Origin of the sequence: Notoacmeibacter ruber (assembly GCF_003668555.1) — a bacterium.
GTDB lineage: Bacteria > Pseudomonadota > Alphaproteobacteria > Rhizobiales > Rhizobiaceae > Notoacmeibacter > Notoacmeibacter ruber.
This window is the reverse complement of record NZ_RCWN01000001.1, coordinates 1,380,750-1,402,500: the sequence shown is the minus strand read 5'-3', so window position 1 is coordinate 1,402,500 and position 21,751 is coordinate 1,380,750. Positions and strand designations below refer to the sequence as shown.

General features: G+C 58.8%; 20 protein-coding genes (1 of these 20 running past the window's edge). 8 read left to right on the top strand and 12 right to left on the bottom strand.

From position 1 onward, the window contains the following. Nucleotides 1-529 carry the 3' portion of a thiamine pyrophosphate-binding protein gene (locus D8780_RS06620; protein ID WP_121644893.1) on the top strand. 1,100 nt of this gene lie to the left of the window's left edge, so only the last 529 of its 1,629 coding nucleotides appear in the window; the start codon falls outside the window, past its left edge; the stop codon is at nucleotides 527-529. A gap of 3 nt (nucleotides 530-532) precedes the next feature. Here the strand turns inward: D8780_RS06620 and D8780_RS06615 are convergent, their stop codons facing one another. The 8 genes from D8780_RS06615 to D8780_RS06580 all read right to left on the bottom strand — a co-directional run bounded on the left by D8780_RS06615 (nucleotide 533) and on the right by D8780_RS06580 (nucleotide 10,623). Beyond that, a complete protein-coding gene (locus D8780_RS06615; protein WP_121644892.1) occupies nucleotides 533-1,507 on the bottom strand; it encodes a chemotaxis protein CheB in 975 nt (324 codons plus the stop codon). Beyond that, nucleotides 1,500-5,879, bottom strand: coding sequence for a chemotaxis protein CheB (locus tag D8780_RS06610; protein ID WP_121644891.1), 4,380 nt, complete (start codon nucleotides 5,877-5,879; stop codon nucleotides 1,500-1,502). The genes D8780_RS06615 and D8780_RS06610 overlap by 8 nt, the downstream gene beginning before the upstream one ends. A 218-nt stretch (nucleotides 5,880-6,097) precedes the next feature. Continuing rightward, on the bottom strand, nucleotides 6,098-6,757 hold the full coding sequence (locus D8780_RS06605) for a NapC/NirT family cytochrome c (RefSeq protein ID WP_121644890.1): 660 nt from the start codon (nucleotides 6,755-6,757) through the stop codon (nucleotides 6,098-6,100). Nucleotides 6,758-6,767: 10 nt separating this feature from the next. Then, nucleotides 6,768-7,217 (bottom strand): nitrate reductase cytochrome c-type subunit, encoded by a 450-nt coding sequence (locus tag D8780_RS06600; protein ID WP_121644889.1) that lies wholly within the window; start codon nucleotides 7,215-7,217, stop codon nucleotides 6,768-6,770. Then, nucleotides 7,217-9,709, bottom strand: coding sequence for a nitrate reductase catalytic subunit NapA (napA, locus tag D8780_RS06595; RefSeq protein ID WP_121644888.1), 2,493 nt, complete (start codon nucleotides 9,707-9,709; stop codon nucleotides 7,217-7,219). Before napA ends, D8780_RS06600 begins: the two co-directional genes overlap by 1 nt. Further along, nucleotides 9,706-9,969, bottom strand: a complete 264-nt coding sequence (locus D8780_RS06590; protein WP_121644887.1) for a chaperone NapD — start codon at nucleotides 9,967-9,969, stop codon at nucleotides 9,706-9,708. The genes napA and D8780_RS06590 overlap by 4 nt, the downstream gene beginning before the upstream one ends. Further along, nucleotides 9,962-10,447 (bottom strand): ferredoxin-type protein NapF, encoded by a 486-nt coding sequence (gene napF, locus D8780_RS06585; protein WP_121644886.1) that lies wholly within the window; start codon nucleotides 10,445-10,447, stop codon nucleotides 9,962-9,964. The genes D8780_RS06590 and napF overlap by 8 nt, the downstream gene beginning before the upstream one ends. 2 nt (nucleotides 10,448-10,449) lie before the next feature. Next, nucleotides 10,450-10,623 (bottom strand): periplasmic nitrate reductase, NapE protein, encoded by a 174-nt coding sequence (locus D8780_RS06580; RefSeq protein WP_121644885.1) that lies wholly within the window; start codon nucleotides 10,621-10,623, stop codon nucleotides 10,450-10,452. Nucleotides 10,624-10,739: 116 nt separating this feature from the next. On the opposite strand from D8780_RS06580, the gene D8780_RS06575 reads away from it, so the two are divergent. Then, nucleotides 10,740-11,408: a Crp/Fnr family transcriptional regulator gene (locus D8780_RS06575; protein WP_121644884.1), complete on the top strand. Its 669-nt coding sequence runs from the start codon at nucleotides 10,740-10,742 to the stop codon at nucleotides 11,406-11,408. A gap of 92 nt (nucleotides 11,409-11,500) precedes the next feature. On the opposite strand, the gene D8780_RS06570 is transcribed toward D8780_RS06575, so the two are convergent. Next, the gene (locus D8780_RS06570) at nucleotides 11,501-12,202 is read right to left on the bottom strand and encodes a Crp/Fnr family transcriptional regulator (RefSeq protein WP_245412281.1); all 702 of its coding nucleotides are present in this window, start codon (nucleotides 12,200-12,202) and stop codon (nucleotides 11,501-11,503) included. A 148-nt stretch (nucleotides 12,203-12,350) separates the two neighbouring features. On the opposite strand from D8780_RS06570, the gene D8780_RS06565 reads away from it, so the two are divergent. From D8780_RS06565 to D8780_RS06555, 3 genes are read left to right on the top strand one after another with little or no spacing between them, the layout of a single operon-like run. Then, nucleotides 12,351-12,782 carry a pseudoazurin gene (locus tag D8780_RS06565; RefSeq protein WP_121644883.1) on the top strand — a complete coding sequence of 144 codons (432 nt, stop codon included), beginning with the start codon at nucleotides 12,351-12,353 and terminating at the stop codon, nucleotides 12,780-12,782. Nucleotides 12,783-12,839: 57 nt separating this feature from the next. Next, on the top strand, nucleotides 12,840-14,051 hold the full coding sequence (nirK, locus tag D8780_RS06560) for a copper-containing nitrite reductase (RefSeq protein ID WP_199699631.1): 1,212 nt from the start codon (nucleotides 12,840-12,842) through the stop codon (nucleotides 14,049-14,051). A gap of 18 nt (nucleotides 14,052-14,069) precedes the next feature. Next, nucleotides 14,070-14,819 carry a formylglycine-generating enzyme family protein gene (locus D8780_RS06555; protein ID WP_121644881.1) on the top strand — a complete coding sequence of 250 codons (750 nt, stop codon included), beginning with the start codon at nucleotides 14,070-14,072 and terminating at the stop codon, nucleotides 14,817-14,819. Nucleotides 14,820-14,821: 2 nt separating this feature from the next. On the opposite strand, the gene ade is transcribed toward D8780_RS06555, so the two are convergent. From ade to D8780_RS06540, 3 genes are all read right to left on the bottom strand, one after another. After that, nucleotides 14,822-16,549, bottom strand: a complete 1,728-nt coding sequence (gene ade, locus D8780_RS06550) for an adenine deaminase (protein ID WP_121644880.1) — start codon at nucleotides 16,547-16,549, stop codon at nucleotides 14,822-14,824. A gap of 71 nt (nucleotides 16,550-16,620) precedes the next feature. Further along, a complete protein-coding gene (locus tag D8780_RS06545; RefSeq protein WP_121644879.1) occupies nucleotides 16,621-17,754 on the bottom strand; it encodes a CaiB/BaiF CoA transferase family protein in 1,134 nt (377 codons plus the stop codon). A 98-nt stretch (nucleotides 17,755-17,852) separates the two neighbouring features. Then, nucleotides 17,853-18,779 carry a LysR family transcriptional regulator gene (locus D8780_RS06540; RefSeq protein WP_121644878.1) on the bottom strand — a complete coding sequence of 309 codons (927 nt, stop codon included), beginning with the start codon at nucleotides 18,777-18,779 and terminating at the stop codon, nucleotides 17,853-17,855. A 138-nt stretch (nucleotides 18,780-18,917) separates the two neighbouring features. Between D8780_RS06540 and D8780_RS06535 the strand changes: the two genes are divergently transcribed. Genes D8780_RS06535 through D8780_RS06525 form a run of 3 tightly spaced genes read left to right on the top strand, consistent with a single transcriptional unit; the run spans nucleotide 18,918 to nucleotide 21,744 of the window. After that, on the top strand, nucleotides 18,918-20,081 hold the full coding sequence (locus D8780_RS06535) for an acyl-CoA dehydrogenase family protein (protein WP_121644877.1): 1,164 nt from the start codon (nucleotides 18,918-18,920) through the stop codon (nucleotides 20,079-20,081). Nucleotides 20,082-20,086: 5 nt separating this feature from the next. After that, nucleotides 20,087-20,911, top strand: coding sequence for an HpcH/HpaI aldolase/citrate lyase family protein (locus D8780_RS06530; RefSeq protein ID WP_121644876.1), 825 nt, complete (start codon nucleotides 20,087-20,089; stop codon nucleotides 20,909-20,911). Next, nucleotides 20,908-21,744 carry an HTD2 family dehydratase gene (locus D8780_RS06525; RefSeq protein ID WP_121644875.1) on the top strand — a complete coding sequence of 279 codons (837 nt, stop codon included), beginning with the start codon at nucleotides 20,908-20,910 and terminating at the stop codon, nucleotides 21,742-21,744. Before D8780_RS06530 ends, D8780_RS06525 begins: the two co-directional genes overlap by 4 nt. Nucleotides 21,745-21,751: the final 7 nt, after the last annotated feature.

Sequence of the window (21,751 nt, the reverse complement as noted above, 5' to 3'; positions counted from 1 at the left end):
TGACCGCCTGGAGGAAGCCTTGCCGAAGGACAGGATTCTGGCAACGGATGGCGGGCGCTTCATGACCGAAGTCTGGTGCCGGATCTCGGTGCCCCATCCGAGGCAATTTCTGGTGACGGTGAATTTCGGCTCCATCGGTCTGGGGTTGCAAGAGGCGATCGGTGCCGCCTTTGCAGAGCCGGACAGCCCGGTCGTGCTCTTTACCGGCGATGGCGGCTTCATGATGGGCGGCGTCAACGAATTCAACACGGCCGTCCGGCTGAAACAGGACCTGATCGTCATCGTCTGCAATGACAGCGCCTATGGCGCCGAACATATCCAGTTTGTCGATCGCAGCATGAACCCAGGCCTGTCGGAGTTTGAGTGGCCTTCATTCGCCGACGTTGCAACGGCCCTTGGCGGGAAGGGGATCACCGTGCGTTCCGATGAGGACCTGGAAAGCGCGATCAAAGCAGTCAAGACGCGCACCAAACCGCTCCTGATCGAATTGCGGCTCGACCCCAACCAGGTTCCGCGGATGAGGGCGTAGAACCTATGCTGGCGTATTCTGACGCAGGATGACGTCTTCGAGGAGTTCGGCGTCCTCTTCATATTCCGATGCACGCTTCAGCCAGCGATCGCTCTTGTCGGGCTCCCGCTCGGAAAGCTGGCGAAGCAACTGTGCTTTTTCGCGGTGTGCGCGGAGGGAATCGTAGAGCGTTTTTTCCAGCATTTCGTCTTGCCGCTGCGATAAGGCAGCATGCGTATAGGCATGGCCCGTATGGCAACGGAAACGAAGGATCGGTCCATCTTCAATCTGCCACAGAACGCCATTGCAGTCGGGACAGTTATACGGGGAGAGTTCACCGAGTTTTTCTTCCGTCTTCATGCTGGCTCGCTCCAGTCCGGAAATCAGAAGTTCGAGTTTGACATTCTCCGGCACTTCCTTGCTCTCGGGCGCCTCCTCGGCGACGATCTTTGACAGATGGTCGCCGAGTCCTTTGGCATCGGCAATCATGTCGGGTTCGCCGATGGCACTAATGGCGGCGCGCGGCATATCAGGCGTTAGAGAATCTCTCGGATCCTGCACGAATGTGCTGCCCCCTGCAGAGGCGATTGCGCGCAGGCCCGCCGAACCGTCATCGAGATAGCCCGACAGGATGACGCCATTGGCGCGCGCGCCAGCAAAGACCGCCAATGATCTGAAGAGCGGATCGATGGAAGGCCGGAAATTGTTTTCCCGTGGTCCACGACGCAGATGAAGGTGGTCATCGCCGAGGAGAAGGTGCTGATCGGCCGGCGCGATATAAATATGGCCTGGCGCCAAGGCCTCGTCGTCCACGGGTTCTCGGACCTGAAGAGGCGTGCAACGCTGGAGAATATCAAGAAGGCGCGACGATTCCGCAGTTCGGTGAATGACCAGGAGGACGACCGAGTCGCATTCGGGACGAAAGCCGCTCAGAAATTCACAGACCGCCTGTAGTGCTCCGGCGCTACCGCCGATGCCGATAATGTTGCGCTTAGGCATGTGACAACTCCTCCTGCTTTTGCAGTGATTTCGCCACACGGTTTATGATCGCTATCGAACTGACCGGCTTGTTGAGAACAGCTTCGATTTTGACATCGTCTTCAAGCTCGAGTGAGGACCCATAGGCTGTAACCATAAGTGTAGGGATCCCCGCCTTGTTCAAGTCTCGGATGAGGCGGGTCGAGGGCTCGCCATCGATGTTATAGTCCAGAACGGCCAGATCGATGTCCTCCATGCGACCGGCAATATCCGCTTCTTTCAACATTGTGAAAGGGCCGACGATGACCGCCCCGGCGCTACTCAGCGCCTCTGCATGCTGCTCGGCGATCAACCACTCATCGTCCAGAACGAGAACTCTTTTCCCTTTGAGGATATCGGGGCTGATCTCCATCTCGGAATCTGTCGACTGGATGTCGGGTCCTTGCGACGGCCGGATATGAGTTGTGGGCATTTCGATCAACGCTGTCAGGCCTTCTTCGGCGTAGTCGAGATCGACCTCGGCCTTCAACTGCGAAAGCAGGATGCGCTTCAAAACCGTAGTACCGAACCCTTCGCGCTCGGGTTCTTTCGCCGGTTGGCCGCCGCGTTCTTCCCAGCGTATGGCCAAGCGCTCCTCATCTTCTCGTTCCACAAGCTGCCATTCGATGTGCAAGGTGCCCTCGGCAGAATGTAAAGATCCGTATTTGGCGGCATTGGTTGCCAATTCATGGATCGCCATGGACATGGCCTGCGAGGCGCTTGGCGACATGGCAAGGCGGGGGCCGTGAATTTCGATCCGGCCCTCGCGTCCGAACTGACTCAACTCCTCTCTGAGCAGGCTTCGCATTTCCGCACCCTGCCAGCGCGATTCTGCCAGAAGACTATGCGTGCGTGCCATGGCATTGAGGCGTTGGGTGAAGTCGGAGACGAACTGGTCGGTATCGTTGGCGCCCCTGGCCGTGACCTTGGCGATCGACAGAATGATCGAGAGCAGGTTCTTCACGCGGTGATCGAGTTCCCGCATCATGAACAAGGTCTGCTCTTCGTTCTGTCGGCGCTCCGTCACGTCCTGATGGATGCCCAGAATGACGGTCTCGTCCCCCTGCTGCATCCGTTCTCCGCGACATAGGAGCCAGATCTCTTCGTTTTCGCGGCGTAGCATAAACTCTTCGTCGAAAGGCTCGCCCTTTTCGATCGTGTTGCGTAGGGCTTCGGACACGCGATCCCGATTTTCTACAGCGATCTGATCGAGAAACGCCGTCAGTTTCGGGGGCGACTTGCTGTCGTCCGTTCCGAACATCCGCTCGGTGCGTTCATCGCCACGAAAGTGATCGTTCTCGGGATCGTAGCGCCAGACGCCAAGATCGGCAGACCGGATCGCCAGCTCGAGCATAAGCCGTTCGCGGGCGAGATGGCGCTCCCGTGTAATCTGCATGACGGTCGCCGCGACGATATTCGAAGCGGCCGCGAGAATGGCGAGGTCGTCTTCGGTGAATGCGTGGGGCTCTCGGTCATGTATCCCGATCACACCCCAGACCTTGCCGTGTATAGAAATCGTCGTGCTGATGCCGGAGCGGACGGCGTGGTCAACAAGCAGTGGCGGCGGATCGAAGCGCTTTTCTTCTTCAAAATCCTCAATGAGGACTGGTTCGTCCTGCTGCATCGTATAGCCGGCCTGGCTCTTGAAGCCGCTTTCCACCGTCGCGCTGCCGACCAGTCCCGGTTTCCAGCCAGCGCCCGCACGCAGCTCGAAGAGGTTTCGTTCGGTGTCGAGGGCTAGAATTTTTGTATAATCGCAATCCAGTGCCACGCGCAGCGATGCACAGACATGGTTGAGAAATTCTCCTTCGTCGCGTGCACCCAGCCCACTTCGACTGATACTGGCGATGACGCTTTGCTGGCGTTCTCGGCTGGCGAGCCGCTTGGCCATTGTGGCCTGCCGCGTCACCTCCGTATAGGTGATGACCACGCCGCTGATGCGCTCTTCCGAGGTCCTGTAGGGCTGGATGCGGCGCAGATAGATCAGGCCATCACTGGACTCGACCTGCGTTTCGATCGGCTCCAGCTTGTCGAGCACTGCACGGCAGTCATTGATGAGCTGGCTATCGTCGACCTTCATGGCCAGTTCGGTCATGGGGCGACCCTTGTCGCCTTCACGCAGCTCCATGACGCTCCGCATCGACTGCGTGAAGCCCGAGATCGTAAGGTTGGAATCCAGAAAAAGAACCGGCAGACGAGTCGACGTCAGCAAGTTGCGCATGTCGTCGGTCGCTTTTTCGACTTCCGATATCTTGTCCTCGAGCTGGTTGTTGAGCGTGATCAGTTCTTCATTGAGCGACTGGAGCTCTTCGCGCGAAGTTTCCAGTTCCTCATTGGTCGATTGGAGTTCCTCATTGGCAGCCATCGCTTCTTCATTGCTGGCCTTCAATTCCTCATTCGAGGTCTCCAGTTCTTCGACCGTGGTCTGCAGATCCTCGCGCACCACCTCCAGCTCATTTTCAAGGCGATGGATGTATCCCTCATCGTCTTCGCCACGCTTTCGGTCAGGCTGATCGGTCGGAAGAGCTGTATCCTCGAACGTCACGAGAATGAGAGGATCGTTTTCGATGGCCAGTCGGCCGCATTCGATCTTCAGTAGCCGGTCCTGGCCATCGAGTTTCAGTACGCCTTCAGCCCTTGCCGGTACCTCGCCCGCTTCCAGCTTGCGAAGCGCTTCGCGTACCCGAACCCGAAGGGGAGGAGCGAGCAGCTCGAAAAGGTTGCTGGTGGGTTCGCCCTCGGGTGTTTCAATGAACCGTCTGATAGGCCCGTGATAATAGGATATTTGGCCTTCCGTAGAGATTGCGACAGCCGCCGGTCCGAAGCGCTCAAGGATTGCCTGGCGTACAAGATTGCCAAGATCATTCGAACGAGAGCGGGCCGGGCGAGGAGCACGGCCGTTATTCGCGAATTCCGACCGAGCACTACCGCCCGAAAGCTGAAGGCTGTTGAGGCTCTGACCTGGCAGGCGTTGCCAGATATGGGCCTTTGAATCGATCGACCGAAACTTGTCCGAGCGGGAGCCGGGGGACTCCGACGTACCAAGGAAGAGAAACCCGTTTTCCTTCAACGCGAAGTGGAAAACATCGATCAGACGGGCTTGATAGCTCGGATCAAGATAGATCAGCAGATTTCGGCAACTGATCAGGTCCAGCCGGGAGAACGGCGGATCGCCCAAGAGATTTTGTGTTGCGAAGACGACCTTTTCTCGGATGCGCTTGTCGAGGCGGTAGCTGCTCGCCTCCTGGCGGAAGAAGCGCTCAAGTCGCTCGGCACTGACATCGCTTTCAATACTGGCGGGGTAAAGAGCTTCCCGCCCGAACGAGACCGCCTCGGCATCAAGATCGGAGGCAAAAATCTGGTACTCGACATCGACCTTGAGCGCCCTGCGTCGCTCTTCCAGCAAGATGGCCAGCGAATAGGCTTCCTCCCCCGTCGAGCAGGCTGGCACCCATATACGGATCGGCGTGCGATGCTCTTCGGAGAGAAATTTGTCGAGGACCTTCTCGACCAGTGGGTTCCAGACTTCCTCATCGCGAAAGAAGCAGGTCACATTGATCAGCAGATCGTCGAAAAGCTGACGGGCTTCGTTCGGCGTGCTGCGGATATAATCATTATACTGGCGAACGCTCTCAAAACGAAGCAGGCTCATCCGGCGGCGGATACGCCGATCGAGCGTTCCGATCTTGTAGGCGCCGAAATCATGTCCGGTCCTGGCTTTCAGGAATGTGATGATGCCGTTGATCTGCTTGCGGGAAAACTCGCCGTCCTCTGGTTCGGCAGTCCGATCCGTATGACTTCGAAGCCCTTCGCAGATTTCCTCGATCGATCCGATTCTGTCCGCCGCGCCGATCTGAATGGCGGCTTTGGGCATGCCGTCATAGAGCGCGGTTTCGGGTGACTGGACGAAGGTCAGGCCGCCGGCGCCCTTGATGGCGCGCAGCCCGAGAGAGCCATCGGTGCCGGTGCCCGAGAGAACCACTCCGATGGCGTTCGGCCCCACGGTCTCCGCCAAAGACCTCATAAAATGGTCGATGGGCATGCGCAGGCCGCGTGGCTCCGTCGGTGGTTCAGTGAAGAGGCCATGATCGACGATGCGGAGATAACGGTCCGGGGGAAGAACGTAGATATGCCCCTTTTGCAGCGGCATGTCCTTCTCTGCCTCAAGGGCGGGCAGGGCGGCAGAGCGCGCAAGTATGTTCGTCAGCTGGCTGTCATGATCGGGCGCAAGGTGCTGGAGGATGACGAATGCGGCCTTCGTTTCGGCGGGGATGGCGGAGACAAATGCTTTCAGCGCTTCGATACCGCCGGCCGATGCGCCGACGGCCACGACAGGGTAGTTAAACTCTGTCATGCGGCGCGCTCCCTTCAAAAACCCTCTGCAGTCCCCGGAACAATACGTTTCCAAGCAAAGAGTTCAACCGATCGGTCTTTGTTCCGCCGTCTTTTTGGCCCTCCGTCGCCTTGTTTTTCCATGATTAGACCGCGGAACATCTGACGCCTTCATCGGTCCATCGCAAAAATAAGGCGGCACGCTGGCCGCCTTATCGAGAACCGATGTGTTCCGGACGTTTATTCAAGCGCGAGATCGCCGACATAGCTGCGCAGGCTCGCAACACTTTTCACCGTTCCGCTGCCGTGATGCGCCGCGTTCTCACCGGGTGACATCCGTGGGAGTGTGTGGGCGATACCCTTATGGCAATCGATGCACGTCGCTTCTCCCGCGCCGAGGATGCGGTCATGCGCATCGGCTGCACGCGGACTTTGCTGCGAGAAATCCATCGCGGTAAAGGAGTGGCAGTTTCGGCATTCGAGGCTGTCATTGGCTTCGAACCGGGCCCATTCGCGCTGGGCCATTTCCAGCCTTTTCTCCTCGAATTTCTCCCGCGTGTTGATGGTGCCGAAGAGCCAGCCATAGACCTCCTTGGAGGCCGCGATCTTGCGGGCGATCTTCTCGGTCCACTCATGTGGAACGTGACAATCGGAGCACTTCGCCCGGACGCCCGAGGCATTGGTGAAGTGGACCGTCTGCTGGAGATCGGCATACACATTGCTTCGCATCTCGTGACAGCCCGTGCAAAACTGCTCGGTATTGGTCACCTCAAGCGCCGTGTTGAAGCCGCCCCAGAAGATGATGCCGCAGATGAAGCCGCCGAGCGTCAAAAAGCCCAGTGAATAGTGGACACTGGGGCGGCGGATCGCCGCCCAGACATTCTTGATGAGTTGCCACATCGGACCGGCCTCACTCGTCTGGCATGGTTAGGAGGGTGTCGACATCGATGAATGTGTTGGCCACGGAAGGTTCATCGGGACGCTGTGGCACATGACACTGGGTACAGAAGAAGCGCCGCGGCGACACCTGTGCCAAGACCTGGCCGTGCCGGTCGATATAGTGCGTAACGGAGACCATCGGCGCCTGGCTTTGGCCGGTCGCGGCCCGAGCATGACACGAAAGGCATTTGTTGAAGTTGGCGCTCACTTCGTAATTTTCGATGTCGTGAGGAATGAGCGGCGGCTGCTCCGGATAGTTGCGCGGCTCACGAATATTCGTGTCGGTGATCGGCCGCATGGGCGGCGGCGCCTCGTCTTCCGTCGGTGGCGTAGGCCGCAATGTCGAAATCGTGGACTGCGCCATGGCGACGCCGGCGGTCAGGAGAAGGACCGCGAAGGCTTTCAGGATCAGGTTTCGCATCAGACTGCCTCCACCTTGCATGCGCACTTCTTGAAATCCGTCTGCTTCGAGATCGGATCGGTTGCGTCGAGCGTGAGTTTGTTGATGAGCTGATGGGCATCGAACCATGGCACGAAGACCAGGCCGCGAGGCACGCGATTTCGGCCTCGTGTTTCAACCCGGCTCATCATGTCGCCCCGCCGCGAAGAGATACGAATGGTACTGCCACGGTGCAGGCCAAGCTCCGCCGCATCTTCGGGGTGCATGTAGACCATGGCGTTGGGAAAGGCCTTGTGAAGTTCGGGAACCCGGTCCGTCATCGAGCCGGAATGCCAGTGCTCGAGAACGCGGCCTGTCACCAGCCAGAATGGAAATTCATCGTCGGGGCTTTCGGCAGGCGGCTCGTAGGGCAGGGCGAAGATATTGGCGCGGCCATCGGGCTTGCCATAAAATTCGACACCCTTTCCGGCCGTCACATAGGGATCATAACCCTCGCGATAGCGCCATCTGGTCTCCTTGCCGTCGACGACCGGCCACCGCAGTCCACGGGCCTCGTGATAGCGGTCGAAGTCCGCCAGATCGTGACCGTGGCCGCGCCCGAACCGAGCATATTCTTCGAAGAGGCCTTTCTGCACGTAGAAGCCGAAGTGATCGCTCTCGTGATTGGGATGCTCTTTCGTTTCCGAGAGCGGGTAGGCATTGACCTGGTCATTTGCGAACAAGACCTCGAAAAGCGTCTTGCCGCGGTAATCTGGTGCGGCCGCCAGAATGTCTTCGGGCCAGACTTCATCGGTGGTGAAGCGCTTGGAGAACTCCATCAGTTGCCAGAGGTCCGAGGTGGCTTCGCCGGGGGCAGAAACCAGCTCATGCCAGAACTGCGTGCGCCGCTCGGCATTGCCATAGGCGCCTTCCTTTTCCACCCACATGGCCGTCGGCAAGATGAGATCGGCAGCCTGCGCCGTGACCGTCGGATAGGCATCGGAGACCACGATGAAATTGTCCGGATTGCGATAGCCCGGATAGGTCTCCTCAAGCATGTTCGGTGCCGCCTGGAGGTTGTTGTTGACCTGAATCCAGTAAGCGTTGATCTCACCGTCCTTGAGCATGCGGTTTTGCAAGACTGCATGGGCTCCGACCCATTCCGGAACGGTGCCTTCCGGCAGCTTCCATATCTTTTCAGCCGTCTTGCGGTGCTCGGGATTGGCGACCACGAGGTCGGCGGGCAGGCGGTGGGCGAAAGTGCCGACCTCTCTGGCCGTTCCACAGGCGGAGGGCTGGCCGGTCAGCGAAAAGGGAGAGTTGCCCGGCTCGGCAATCTTTCCGGTCAGAAGATGGATGTTATAGATCAGATTGTTGACCCAGACGCCGCGCGTGTGCTGGTTGACGCCCATCGTCCAGAGCGACATGACCTTTGTGTCGGGGTCCGCGTAAAGTTCCGCGAGGGCCTCGAGACGGTCTTCGGGTACGCCGGAGATCTCGCTGGCACGCTCGAAAGTGTACTCTTCGAGAAATGCCTCATACTCCTCCAGCGTCATGTCTTCGAAGCCACCGGCAGCCGAGGCATTCTTTGCGGATTGCTCCAGCGGATGCTCCGGTCGCAGTCCGTACCCGATATCGGTATTGCCGCGCTTGAAGGTGGTGTGCTTGTCGACGAAGTCCTGGTTGACGCGGCCCGTCTTGATAATGTGCCGGGCGATAGCATTCAGAATGGCCAGGTCGGACTGAGGCGTGAAGGTCAGTTTCAGATCGGCCAGATCGTAACAACGATGTTGGTAGGTGGAGAGAACCGCCACTTTGACGTGGGGAGCGGAAAGCCTTCGGTCGGCAAGGCGCGTCCAAAGGATCGGATGCATCTCCGCCATGTTCGAACCCCACAGCACGAACGCGTCGGCATGCTCGAAATCGTCGTAGCAGCCCATTGGTTCGTCTATGCCGAAGGTCCGGATGAAGCCGGCCACGGCGCTGGCCATGCAATGGCGTGCGTTGGGGTCGATATTGTTCGAGCGGAACCCGGCTTTGTAAAGTTTGGAGGCTGCATAGCCTTCCCAGACAGTCCACTGGCCGGAACCGAACATACCGACGCCCTTCGGACCCTTCTCACGGAGGGTCTTCTTGAACTTCTCGGCCATGATATCGAAGGCTTCATCCCAGCCGATCTCTTCGAACTCGCCGTCCTTGTGGAAGACACCGTCACGCTTGCGCAGCAGCGGTTTTGTCAATCGGTCGGCGCCGTACATGATCTTGGATAGAAAGTAGCCTTTGACGCAGTTCAGTCCGCGATTGACCTCTGCTTCGGCATCGCCATGGGTTGCGACGACGCGACCCTTGCGGGTGGCAACCATGACGGAACAGCCAGTTCCACAGAAACGGCACGGCGCTTTGGACCATTCCAGCTCGGTGTGTTCGCGCTGGGTGGCAATGTTTTGAGCGAGCGCGGGCGTTGATATGCCGGCCGCAAGGCTTGCGGCGGCAATCGCCTGGCTCTTGAGAACGTCTCTTCGTGACAGGGTCATTGGATTGCCTCTTCGATAGAGCTGTCGGGTTCGACATGATGAAAGACCAGCGTTGCAGCGACGACGCCGGGCAAGAGCTGGATACGGGTGATGGCGTCGCTCATGGCACGCTGATGGTCGGCCTCGCATGTGACCACCAGCTTGCCGGTCTCGCTCCGACCATGAATTTCGAAGCCTTCATCCTCGACTTGCCGGGCGACAGCATCGAGTTGGGCGGGGAGGGCGTGGACGACGAGACTCGAAAGGTGATGTTCAGCCATGGTCGACGACCTCTATTGCTTTGACCGGGCAAATCGCGACGCACGCACCGCAACCGGTGCAGACGTCGAAATCCACTTCAATCCTGGTGGCGCCGCCCAGCTGAGGCCGCGCCATGATCGCAGCTTGCGGACATGCATCGTCGCAAGCGCGGCAGGTTATGGCCGATGCTTCCAGACAGGACGGTAGAATGTGGGCTTTCGCCTGCCAGGCGGCGGGCTGCGAAAGGTCGAATACGCCCTCGGGGCAAGCCTCTGCGCATGCGCCGCAGAAGGTGCATTCTCGGTCAAACCGAACGAAAGGATAGCCGCCGCGCCCGCCATGTATGATTGCCTGTGGGCAGGCCGAGATGCAGTCGCCACAGGCGGTGCAACGCTCCAGCATTGTCGCTGGATCGGTCCATGGCATCAGGCCGACTCGCCTTGCTGCCATCGCGGCAGCGTGACCTGACTTTGCCCGGGGTGACAGTTGGGTTTCCATGATCAGCTTCCGGGAGGGCCGAACATGAGGTGCTCCATCCAGATGACGAAGCCGAATCCGCCGACCAGAACGATCGACAGGAGCGGGAAGAGCACCAGAGACAGAAAAAGGAAAGCGAGGGTCTCATTGCCTCGCGACGGGGCCTTCTCCAAACCGGGATCAACTTGCAGTGGCATTATCATCTCCCTCGATTGCGGGGAGAAACTTTCAGAATTTCGCTCCCGGTTTTTGATATGCATCAGTTTCAGAGAGAAATTTCGGACGTAGAAAAAGCCGAAAGGAGGCGAGCATCATGACACTCGCTATTCGCTCTGATCGTCCGCTTTGCACGGGATGCCTGTTACGCCGGCTCGGGATGACCACGCATGGTGAGGTCGGGCCGTTCTCCGGCCAGATCTCTTCGATTCACTACGAACGCGGCCAGGTGGTGCCGCCTCACTGTGCGTCATCCAGCTTCGTCATGATTCGGAATGGACTACTCAAAGTTGAGGTCTCGAACGAAGCGGGTGAACCGGGTGTCGCTGGCTTTCTCTTCCCGGGCGAGCCTGTTGTTACCAATACGCTTTTTCGATCCGCCATCGTCTCGGCCCTGGAACCAACGACCTTCTGCATTCTCGATCTCAAGACCGTCGCCCATCTTCCTGATCGCTCAGGATCGATGTTTTGCGCGGTAATCGAAGAGCTCTCGGCGCAGGCCGCTTATGATCAGCAACGCTTGATCGAAGCGCGTATCGGAAAGGTGAGGGACCGTATGCTTCGGTTTCTGGAACAGATTGAACAGCGTTCCGGCAAGCGGTCTATTACCCTCAGCATGTCGCGAGACGATATCGCCCATTATCTCGATACGACGCCTGAAAGCGTAAGCAGGGCCATTTCGCAGCTCACGCGGGAGGGTGTGATCGAGCGCAACGGGCCGCGGCATTTTCGGATGATTGAACAGAAGCGCTCACTCGCATCATGACGTATGCGATGGAGCTACAGGGCGGGTTCTCAACTCAGTAGCCGTTTTGAATTGGCGGGCGGATTGCCCTCGATCGGCGCAGCCAAGCGGCCCTAGACTGGACGGCCCTCACTTAACGCGTGAAGCCTTTCTGGTTTGCACACTGTAATGTGCTTGCGCTCACTTTGCACGACGCCCTTTTTCTCCCATCCGCTCAGCAACCGGCTGACCGTATGCAGGGTCGTGCCCGTCATGTCCGACAGATCACGGCGGGTGATGGGAAAATCGATGACGATCCCACCATCTTCCTGTCGGCCACTCTGTTGAATGAGTCGTAAGAGTGTCCGCGCAACGCGCTGTTCGACATGCAAAACGGAAAGTTCGACCACCCGCGTCTGCATCTCGTTGAGTCGCTGTCCGATCGTACGGTAGCTCTCGGTTGCAAAACCGGGATAGCGCGCGACAAATTGGGGCCAGAGCGACATGGGCCACCATAATGTGACGGCTTCGGCGGCCGTCTCCACCGTGGCGGGATAGGTCGAACGTCCAAAGGCGGCGGCGAAGCCGAAGAGCTGACCGGCTGGGACGTGAAGAGCCGTGACATGCTCGCCTTCCGGGGTGACGTGCAAAGCACGCACAGTGCCATCGAGAAGCAGGTAGAAGCGTTCTGCCTCGGCCCCTTCTTCGAACACGGTCACATTCTCTTCGAAGCGCTTTGTTTTCGCGAGATCGAGTATCTCACGGATCTGAGACCCATCGAGCTGCGAAAATGGTGGAAGATCAGAAAGCAGGCTTTCATCCAGTTTTTTCAGCAACCTACATCTATCCTTTAATTCCATTCCTCAGCACCTATACGACGATGGTCGTATAAACTCGAGCAAAGTTTGTCTTAGCGCAAATTGCCTTCTGGCGAACCCACCTACAAGCGGGTCAGCGAAATTCCAACGGAGAAAGGAACCGGAGATGTTCGCCAGGATCAGTGCAGCGCTTGCAATCGCGACCGTTCTCTCAGGCAGCGCCTGGGCAGAAACCTTTGAGGTGCAGATGCTGAACAGGGGCGAGGAAGGAACGATGGTTTTCGAGCCTTCCTTCATTCAGATCGCGCCAGGCGATACCGTGAAATTCATCGCGACCGACAAGAGCCACAATGCCCAGTCCGTCGACGAAATGATACCCGAGGGTGCAGAGCCCTTCGTCGGCAAGATCAACCAGGAGGTTGATATCACACCAGAGGTCCCCGGCGTCTACGTCGTGAAGTGCAATCCGCATTTCGCCATGGGCATGGTGATGACGATCGCCGTCGGTGAAGAGGCCCAGGCGCCCGAAGGCTTTCTCGAGCATCGCCTGCCGCGCAACGCGAAAAAACGCCTCGAAGAACAGCTTTCCAACCTCTGAGTTCGGTTTCAAGCCGAGCCTTCAAGCTCGATTAAAAGGGGAACTGAAATGACCAAACTGACAGAAGACCTGAAAATATCTGCGACACGTCGCTCCGTTCTGCTCGGAACCGCACTCGCCGGTGCGGCCACACTGACCGGATCGATGGCTGCAGCAGCGCCGCTGGCGCGTCCCGCCCGTCCGGCAATGGCCATGAGTCCCGACACCAAGGTCACCCGAGTGCAGGCTGAGCAGATCGCCAAGGCAGCTCCGGCCGATCTCAGCGGCTATGAACGCGTTAAACTGGAACTGGTGCAGCCGCCATTCGCTCCGAAGCACGAGCAGGTTGCTTCCGGATCGCCCAAGATCGTCGAGATCGAGATGACCGTCGAGGAACGACTGACGGTGATCGACGAAGATACCGGCGCCTCGATCTGGGCCATGACTTATAATGGTTCGGTGCCCGGGCCGCTTATCATCGTCCACCAGGACGATTATGTGGAGCTGACGCTGCGCAGCCCTTCCACCAACCAATTGGAGCATAATATCGATTTCCACGCTTCGACGGGAGCGCTGGGCGGCGGTGGACTGACGCACATCTACCCGGGTGAGGAAACGGTTCTTCGTTTCAAGGCGACCAAGGCCGGGCTCTTCACCTATCACTGCGCGCCCGGCGGGGCGATGATCCCCTATCACGTGTGCCACGGCATGAATGGCGCGATCATGGTTTTACCGCGCGACGGACTGAAGGACCGCGACGGCAATCCGCTCCGCTACGACGAAATCGCCTATATTGGCGAGCAAGATTACTATCTGCCGAAGGATGCTGACGGCACATACAAGACCTACGACAATGCCGGAGACGATTACGCTGAATCGCTCGACGCGATGCGGACATTGACTCCCACTCACGTGGTCTTCAACGGCGCGGTCGGAGCACTGACCGGAGGCAAAGCCCTCCGCTCGGAAGTCGGCAAGACGGTTTTGATGATCCACAATCAGGCAAACCGCGACTCGCGGCCGCACCTGATCGGTGGTCACGGTGACTATGTCTGGGAGAGCGGTTCCTTCACCGATGCGCCCCAGACCGGCCTCGAAACATGGTTCATTCGTGGCGGCAGCGCCGGTGCTGCGATGTATACGTTCAAGCAGCCCGGTGTTTACGCTTACGTCAATCACAACCTGATCGAGGCCGCCCTGCTTGGAGCGACGGCTCACTTCGTGGTCGATGGCGAGTGGGACAACAACCTGATGGAACAGGTCGTCGCCCCTCGTACCTCCGAAACCTGACCGCCGCAGGAGGATGAAATGAAGGCTCCCGCCTTGTCGCTCAAAGGTTCGCTGGTCGCTCTGGGGCTGGCCGGACTGATCGCGGCGGCGGGGGCCTTCGCGCTTTCTGCGATCGCCTTCGAGCGCCCCGACCTTTCGGCGATGCCGAGGACATTGCCGGTTTCGATCGATGAGGATGGCGATCACAGGACAGTTTGGGTGCAACAGCTCGAGTTGTCCGTCGCAGAATGGAACCGTTGCTATGAAGATCGGGGATGCGGCTTCGATATCCGCCCTCGCAATGGCGTCGATCCGGAGCATTTGCCCGCAACCGGCCTCAACCATACCGACGCAAGACAATATGTCCGATGGGTCAGTCAGAAGACCGGCCACCCTTTCCGACTTCCGACAAGCGCGGAATGGACGACGATGGCCAAGGGCGTAGTGAAGAAAGAGGCGGAGCCCATTTTCGATGCTCCGGAGTTAAGCTGGGCTTCGGCCTATCTCATCGAGAAACAGAAAAGCCGGAGCTTGAAACGGGCCGGTTCGTTCTCGGTCTCGGCGGAGGGAATCGGCGATCTCGATGGCTCCGTCTGGGAGTGGACACAGGATTGCTATTCCAGTGATGTGGATCCAGAGCACTGCGCCGCCTTCCTCGTTGGGGGCGAGCATATCGCTGTTATTCCATTTCTGGAGCGTGATCCCGCCCGAGGGGGGTGCGCTGTGGGGACGCCGCCCGCTCACCTCGGCCTCCGGCTCGTCTCCGACCAGGAGCCACCCAGCGCCTGAGATCATCTCGGCCAGAGAACGTCTCTGCCTGATTGGTAGGAGATCAATTCAAACCGGTCGACATCGATCAGGCCCATATCGGAAATCTTGAGATGGGGTATGACAGGGAGAGGCAGGAACGCCAGCTGCAGGAACGGCTCTTCCAATGTCGAACCGAGCGCAAGGGCCGCCTTCCGAAGGTCTCTCAAAGTCTCACGGACCTCCTCATAGGGTTCGAGGCTCATAAGACCAGCGACAGGCAGAGCGATCTCGGCTTTGACGTCTCCGCCTTCCACCACCACAAAGCCGCCTTTCAGCTCGCGCAGGCGGTTCGCGGCAATGGCCATGTCCTCGTCGGATACACCAACCACGCAGAGATTGTGGCTGTCATGGCCGACCGTGGATGCGATTGCGCCTTTCTTCAGCCCGAACCCCTGTACGAACCCCTTGCCGATATTGCCGTTCTTGCCATGTCGTTCGACGACAGCCACCTTCACGATATCGTTCTGAAGATCGACGCTCGCCTGGTTGCCTTTGACCGGCAGGCGATACCGACGATGCTCGGTAATGATCTTGCCGGGCAGAATTCCGAGAACCGGTATTTCCTCGCTTGAGCCGGCAATCGAAAGGTCCGCGGCCGACAGTTCCGGGGCGTGAACGCTATCGAGTCCGACCGGCTCAACCGGCTTGCGGCTAGCAAACAGTGCCGGCGTCACGAGGCGACCGCCTGAAAACACCATCTCGACATTGCAGTCCTCGAGCGTGTCGATGACGTTGAGATCGGCTCGCCAGCCCGGCGCAACGAGGCCGCGGTCGCGAAGGCCAAAAGCACGAGCGGCGGATATTGAGGCTGCCCTATAGGCGACCAGGGGTTCGATCCCGGCCGCGATGGCGGTTCGGATCATGTAATCGAGATGACCCTGCTCGGCGATGTCGAGCGGATTGCGGTCGTCGGTGCAAAGCGCAATGTAGGGCGAAAGCCTTTCGGTCATGACCGGAAAAAGCGCTTCCAGATCCTTGGAGACGGACCCTTCGCGCACCAGAATGTGCATTCCCTTGCGGATCTTCTCGAGAGCCTCGGCGGCTGTCGTGCACTCGTGATCCGTGCGGATTTCCGCAGCAAGATATCCGTTCAAATCCTTGCCCGACAGAAGGGGGGCGTGCCCGTCGATGTGACTGCCCTGAAAGGCCTCAAGCTTGGCCAGCGCCACAGGTTCCTTATTGAGCACACCTGGAAAGTTCATGAATTCCGCCAATCCGATGACATTGGGATGATTGCGGAAGGGCAGGAGCTTTTCGACCGGCAGGTCGGCGCCGGAGGTTTCGAGGTGACTTGAGGGGACGCAGGATGAAAGTTGAACGCGAATGTCCATGATCGTCTGAAGCGAGGATTCAAGAAAGAAGGCGATTCCTTCTGAACCCAGAACGTTCGCGATCTCGTGGGGATCGCAGATGGCGGTGGTCACGCCATGTGGCAGGACGCAGCGATCAAACTCGTGCGGTGTAACGAGAGACGATTCGATGTGAAGATGGGTGTCAATAAAGCCGGGGACAACGATTTTGCCGGCCAGGTCGATTTCTTCCTTGCCATGATAGGTTTCGCACGTGCCGACGATACGATCGCCGCAAATCGCGATATCCGAGGTGACAAGCGAACCGGTCACCAGGTCGAAGAAGCGAGCATTCTTCAAGACCAGATCGGCAACAGTTCGTCCCGTTCCCTGGTCGATCATCGAATCGAGTTTCTGCATGGCCCGCCTCTCCGAATATGCCTCTCTTTCTTCTGGGAAAGACAAGCATGAACATCAAGCCGGGATTGCAATCACCGCGCTGAAAATTCCTCGCGGATCGCTGCGCTGTTTTCTCCGACAGACGGACACCGGGCCTCTTCCATACGCCGATCACCTTCGAAAATCGCCGCGGGCGCCGGTAGTCGCACATTCGCACCGTCTGGAGTCTGAACCGTCGCTGTCGAAAGATGCGGGTGATTCAGAAGTGCATCCATATCGTTGACACCGGCGAAGGCGATATTCGCCGTCAGGAGAGTTTCGGCGATTTCGCCGGCGTTTCGGTCACCGATGGCAGCCTGTACAGCCCCATCGACATTGGGCCTGTTTGCGACCCGCGCGTTGTTTGTCGCAAAGAGCGGGTCTTCGATAAGTTCGGGTCGCTTCATGACATCCCGTGCCAGCGCTGCCCACTCCCGGTCGTTCTGAATGGATATCAATATCTGCTGGTCGTCCGCGGTGGTGAAGACTCCGTAAGGCGAGATGGAGGGGTGGGCCAGGCCGATGCGCTTCGGGCTTGTGCCGGAGGCTGCGTGCAGAAAGGGGACGCTCAGCCATTCCGCAATGACATCAAACATCGAAATGCGAATATCGGTGCCATGGCCGGTTCTGCCGCGCGCAATAAGCGATTCCAGTATCGCGGCGTGCGCGGCCGCGCCGGTGGCTATGTCGACCATGGAGATACCGACGCGGGCTGGCTCTTCAGGTCCGCCGGTAATGCTGCACAGGCCCGATTCCGCCTGGATGAGGAGGTCGTAGGCTTTGCGTTCCGCATAGGGGCCGGTCTCGCCATAGCCGCTGATCGAGCAGGTGATCAGCTTCGGGTTGCTTTCACGAAGTCTGGCGGTTCCGAGACCCTTGCGCTCCAGCGTGCCGGGTTTGAGATTTTGAACCAGAACGTCGGCGCTGTCCGCGATGGTTTGCAGGAGATTTCGGTCCTGTTCCTCGTTCAAATCGAGAGCGAGCGATTCCTTTCCCCTGTTCAACCAGACGAAATAACTGCTCTCGCCACCGGCTGCACGGTCATAGCCGCGGGCAAAGTCGCCTTCCGGTCTTTCGACCTTGATGACGCGCGCCCCCGCATCGGCAAGGCGCGAGGTGCAGTATGGAGCAGCCACAGCCTGTTCGATGGAGATGACGAGAATGCCTTCGAGAGGGCGGCTGGCCATGGGATCTCCTGTTTGCTCGTTCGAACCGTTTTTTAGACGAGGAGTTGCAATGCCTCCAAGGCCAAATGACCATTTCAGTCATGCTCTTCCGGCATGGTTCAAAGCGTTGTGGCTGGCCACTCTCCGGATGTCGCAATGCCGTGGACTTCGACAATGAGAAACTCGGCAAAGCTGTTCGTCAGGCGTGAGGCGGGGCGATTGAGTGGGGTCATCAGAACCAGTGTTCGATCGATGGGCTGCTCGACAATCGGCCGTGCAACCAGCCGGCCCGCACGAATCTCGTCGATCACGCTGACGAGCGGCAATATCGTTCCGCCGAGCCCCCGCTCGACAAAGGCCAGCATGGTGGGAAGGATATCGATCTCCAGAACGACGTTGAGTTCGATGCCCTGTTGCCTGGCGATCGTGTCGATCCGCCCCCGCAAGCCGTGCTCAGGATTGGGAAGGATCAAGGGCTGGGCGAGGGCCTCTTGCACGCTGATCGGCGTTTCCGCCTGCTCCTTTGCGCCGGATGCAGACTGGATCATGAAAAGCCGCTCGCGGATGATGGGCTGCGACTTGATGGAAGGCGATTTCTGGCCCTCATACGCGACCCCAAGATCGATTGTGCCCCGCAGAAGCCAGTCTTGTATATGGCCGCTGAAACCCGACACGATCCTGAGTTTCACGTCCGGATAATCCTGAAGGGTCCGCTCGATCAAATGATAAGCAAGGACGGCGGAGACGGTGGGCGGAAGGCCCAGCGTCAACATGCCGCTCAATGTCTTCTGGCCGCCGGAGATATCTCCAGCCAGTTCATCGACATCCTCGATGATGTTTCGGGCGCGGCCTGCCAGACGCAGACCCTCCTCCGTCGGCATCACGCCACGCCCGTGCCGCCGCAGCAGTCGGACATTCAGTTCGCTTTCGAGAGCTTTCACCTGTCGGCTAAGGGCTGGTTGGGCGATGTTCAGCCGTTCGGCTGCCGCGGTAATGCTGTTGAGTTCGACGATCTGGACGAAGTTACGAAGCTGCCGAAAATCCATCGATGCTTATTTTCTATCTCTGATATAGCCATAATGCATTTGAAACATGGCTCAGTCACTTGCACCTTTCCACCGAAAAGACACAAGCCCTGACACCCTTCGGGGTAAAGGGAGGAAACCGACATCAGGGAGACCTTTGTGCAAACCAGTGCGCCACAACAGCATGACGATCTGCGCGATGCCTTGCGCGCGCTTTGCTCGGAGTTTCCCGCCGAATACCACCGCCGACACGGAGCGGAAGGCAGCTATCCCGAGGAGTTCATCGAAGCGCTGACGAAAGCTGGTTGGCTCGCCGCCATGATCCCGGAAGAATACGGGGGCTCGGGGCTGGGCCTCACGGAAGCGTCCATCGTGATGGAGGAAATCAATCGGGCTGGCGGCAATGCCGGTCATTGCCACGGTCAGATGTACAATATGGGCACCTTGCTGCGGCACGGTTCGGAAGCCCAGAAAAAGACCTATCTGCCGAAGATCGCCAGCGGAGAATTGCGTCTGCAGTCGATGGCTGTCACCGAGCCGACGACCGGCACCGACACAACAAAACTAAAGACGACAGCCAACAGAAAGGGCGACAAATATGTCGTCAACGGACAGAAGGTCTGGATCAGCCGGATCCAGCATTCCGACCTCATGATCCTCTTGGCGCGCACCACGCCGCTTGCTGACGTCAAACGCAAATCGGAAGGGCTCTCCGTCTTCCTCGTCGAGATCGGTCAGGTTCTTGGAAACGGTATGAAGGTTCAGCCGATCCCCAACATGGTTGGCCACGAGACCAATGAGTTGTTTTTCGACGAGATGGAAATTCCTGCCGATAGCCTTATCGGTGAAGAGGGGCGGGGGTTCCGCTACATCCTGGACGGGCTGAATGCGGAGCGGACGCTCATTGCCGCGGAATGTATCGGCGACGGATACTGGTTTCTGGAAAAGGCAAGAGACTATGCCGCGGACCGTGAGGTTTTCGGCCGTTCAATCGGCCAGAACCAGGGCATCCAGTTCCCCTTGGCGCGCGCCTATGTGAATGTCGAGGCTGCCAATCTCATGCGCTTTGAGGCCTGCCGCAGATTCGATGCGATGGAGTCCGCAGGCGCTCAGGCCAATATGGCAAAACTTCTTGCGGCGGATGCATCCTGGGAAGCGGCGAATACCTGTCTTCAAACCTTTGGAGGTTTTGGTTTTGCCGCAGAATACGACGTGGAGAGGAAATTCCGTGAAACGCGCCTCTATCAGGTCGCGCCGATTTCAACCAATCTGATCTTATCCTATGTCGCCGAACATATACTCGGCCTTCCGCGCAGTTTCTAAAAACCATGATCGACGAGACAAGGTTACTGAACAATCTGAGCTTCCCGCTGTTTGTTCCCGCCACGCGGCCGGAACGGCTTGCGAAGGCCTTCGCCGCAGGCGCCGATACGGTCATTATGGACTTGGAAGATGCCGTTTCTCCGGACAAAAAGTCCGATGCGCGTCGTCTGCCGGAGGGCGCCGTTTCGAAGCATCGTTCCGGGCAATTTTTACTTCGGGTCAACGCTCACTCGACGCAGTGGTACGAGGATGATGTTGCCTTTGCAGCCCAGGCGGGATTCGATGGCGTTGTATTACCGAAAGCCGAAGATTCCCGCACGGTCGAAGCCCTGCGTGAAACGTTGGGAGAGGGCAGGATGATCATTGCCCTTGTCGAGACGGTACACGCCCTGAGCGAGATCGACGCGATCGCCCGTCTTTCAGACCGATTGGCCTTCGGTTCGATCGACTTTGCGGAGGATATGGGGTGCGCCCATAACCAGACCGCGCTTTTGCCGATACGAAGCCGCATCGTGCAGGCGGCCCGGCTTGCGGAGCGGCCTGCGCCGCTCGATGGCGTCACGACGTCGACGAAAGAAGCAGAACTGGTGCGCCGTGATGCCGCGCATGCAAGTGAAATGGGTTTCGGCGGCAAATTGCTCATACACCCCATGCAGATCGAACCAAGCCGTGGTGCTTTCCGCCCGGACGCCGAGAGCATCGCCTGGGCCGAACGTGTTTTGGCCGGCGGGGGGACGGAGGACGCGCGAAGCGTGGATGGAGCAATGGTGGACGCGCCCGTGGTCGCGCGCGCGAGGCGCATCGTTCAACGCGCTAAGGACCTTTCATGATGGCACTTTCGGAACTCGATATGGAGGTGTTGAACGGATGGGTGGGCCGCTCAGAAGTCGCGGAGGATACTGTTACGCCCGGCCTGATCGAACGGTTTCGTGCGACGCTTGGCCCCTGGCTATTTCGTGGGGAACAGGTGGATACTTTACCCCTTGGCGGTCATTGGTGTCTGGCTCCCCCGAGCGCGCCACTTGGCGCCCTCGGCCCTGACGGTCATCCGGAACGGGGCGGCTTCCTGCCTCCGGTGCCGTTTGAAAACCGGATGTGGGCGGGCGGCGCGCTCAGCTTTCACGGCCCGGTTGCGGCGAACGACAGGGTTGTAAGGGCCTCTCGGATTGCGAAGATCACGCCCAAGAGGGGTCGAAGCGGTCCGCTCGTCTTCGTCAGCGTCGAGCACGCCTACCATGTCGGCGATCGTCTCGCCGTCGAGGAGCGTCAGGATCTCGTTTACAGGCCGTTGCACAAATCATCCGTCGCGAAAGGCGAAGGCGGTGAGGGGCCTGGACCAGCCGACGCGTTCACAGGCGATCCCGTCACGCTGTTCCGCTATTCGGCCCTGACCTTCAACGGCCATCGTATTCACTATGATTACCCCTACGCCACCAGAGAGGAAGGCTACGCTGGACTGGTGGTTCATGGGCCGCTCCAGGCGACCTTGCTGATGAACGCGGCCGCGGAACGTCTGAAGACCGGCGCGCTCCGCTTCGAATATCGGGGCTTGGCCCCTTTGATCGTGGGCCAGCCTGTCTCCATCGATGCTGAGGACGATCGGCTCTGGCTGAAGAAATCCGATGGGACGATCACTTTCGAAAGCCGCTACCAATATCTCTGATCCGTCC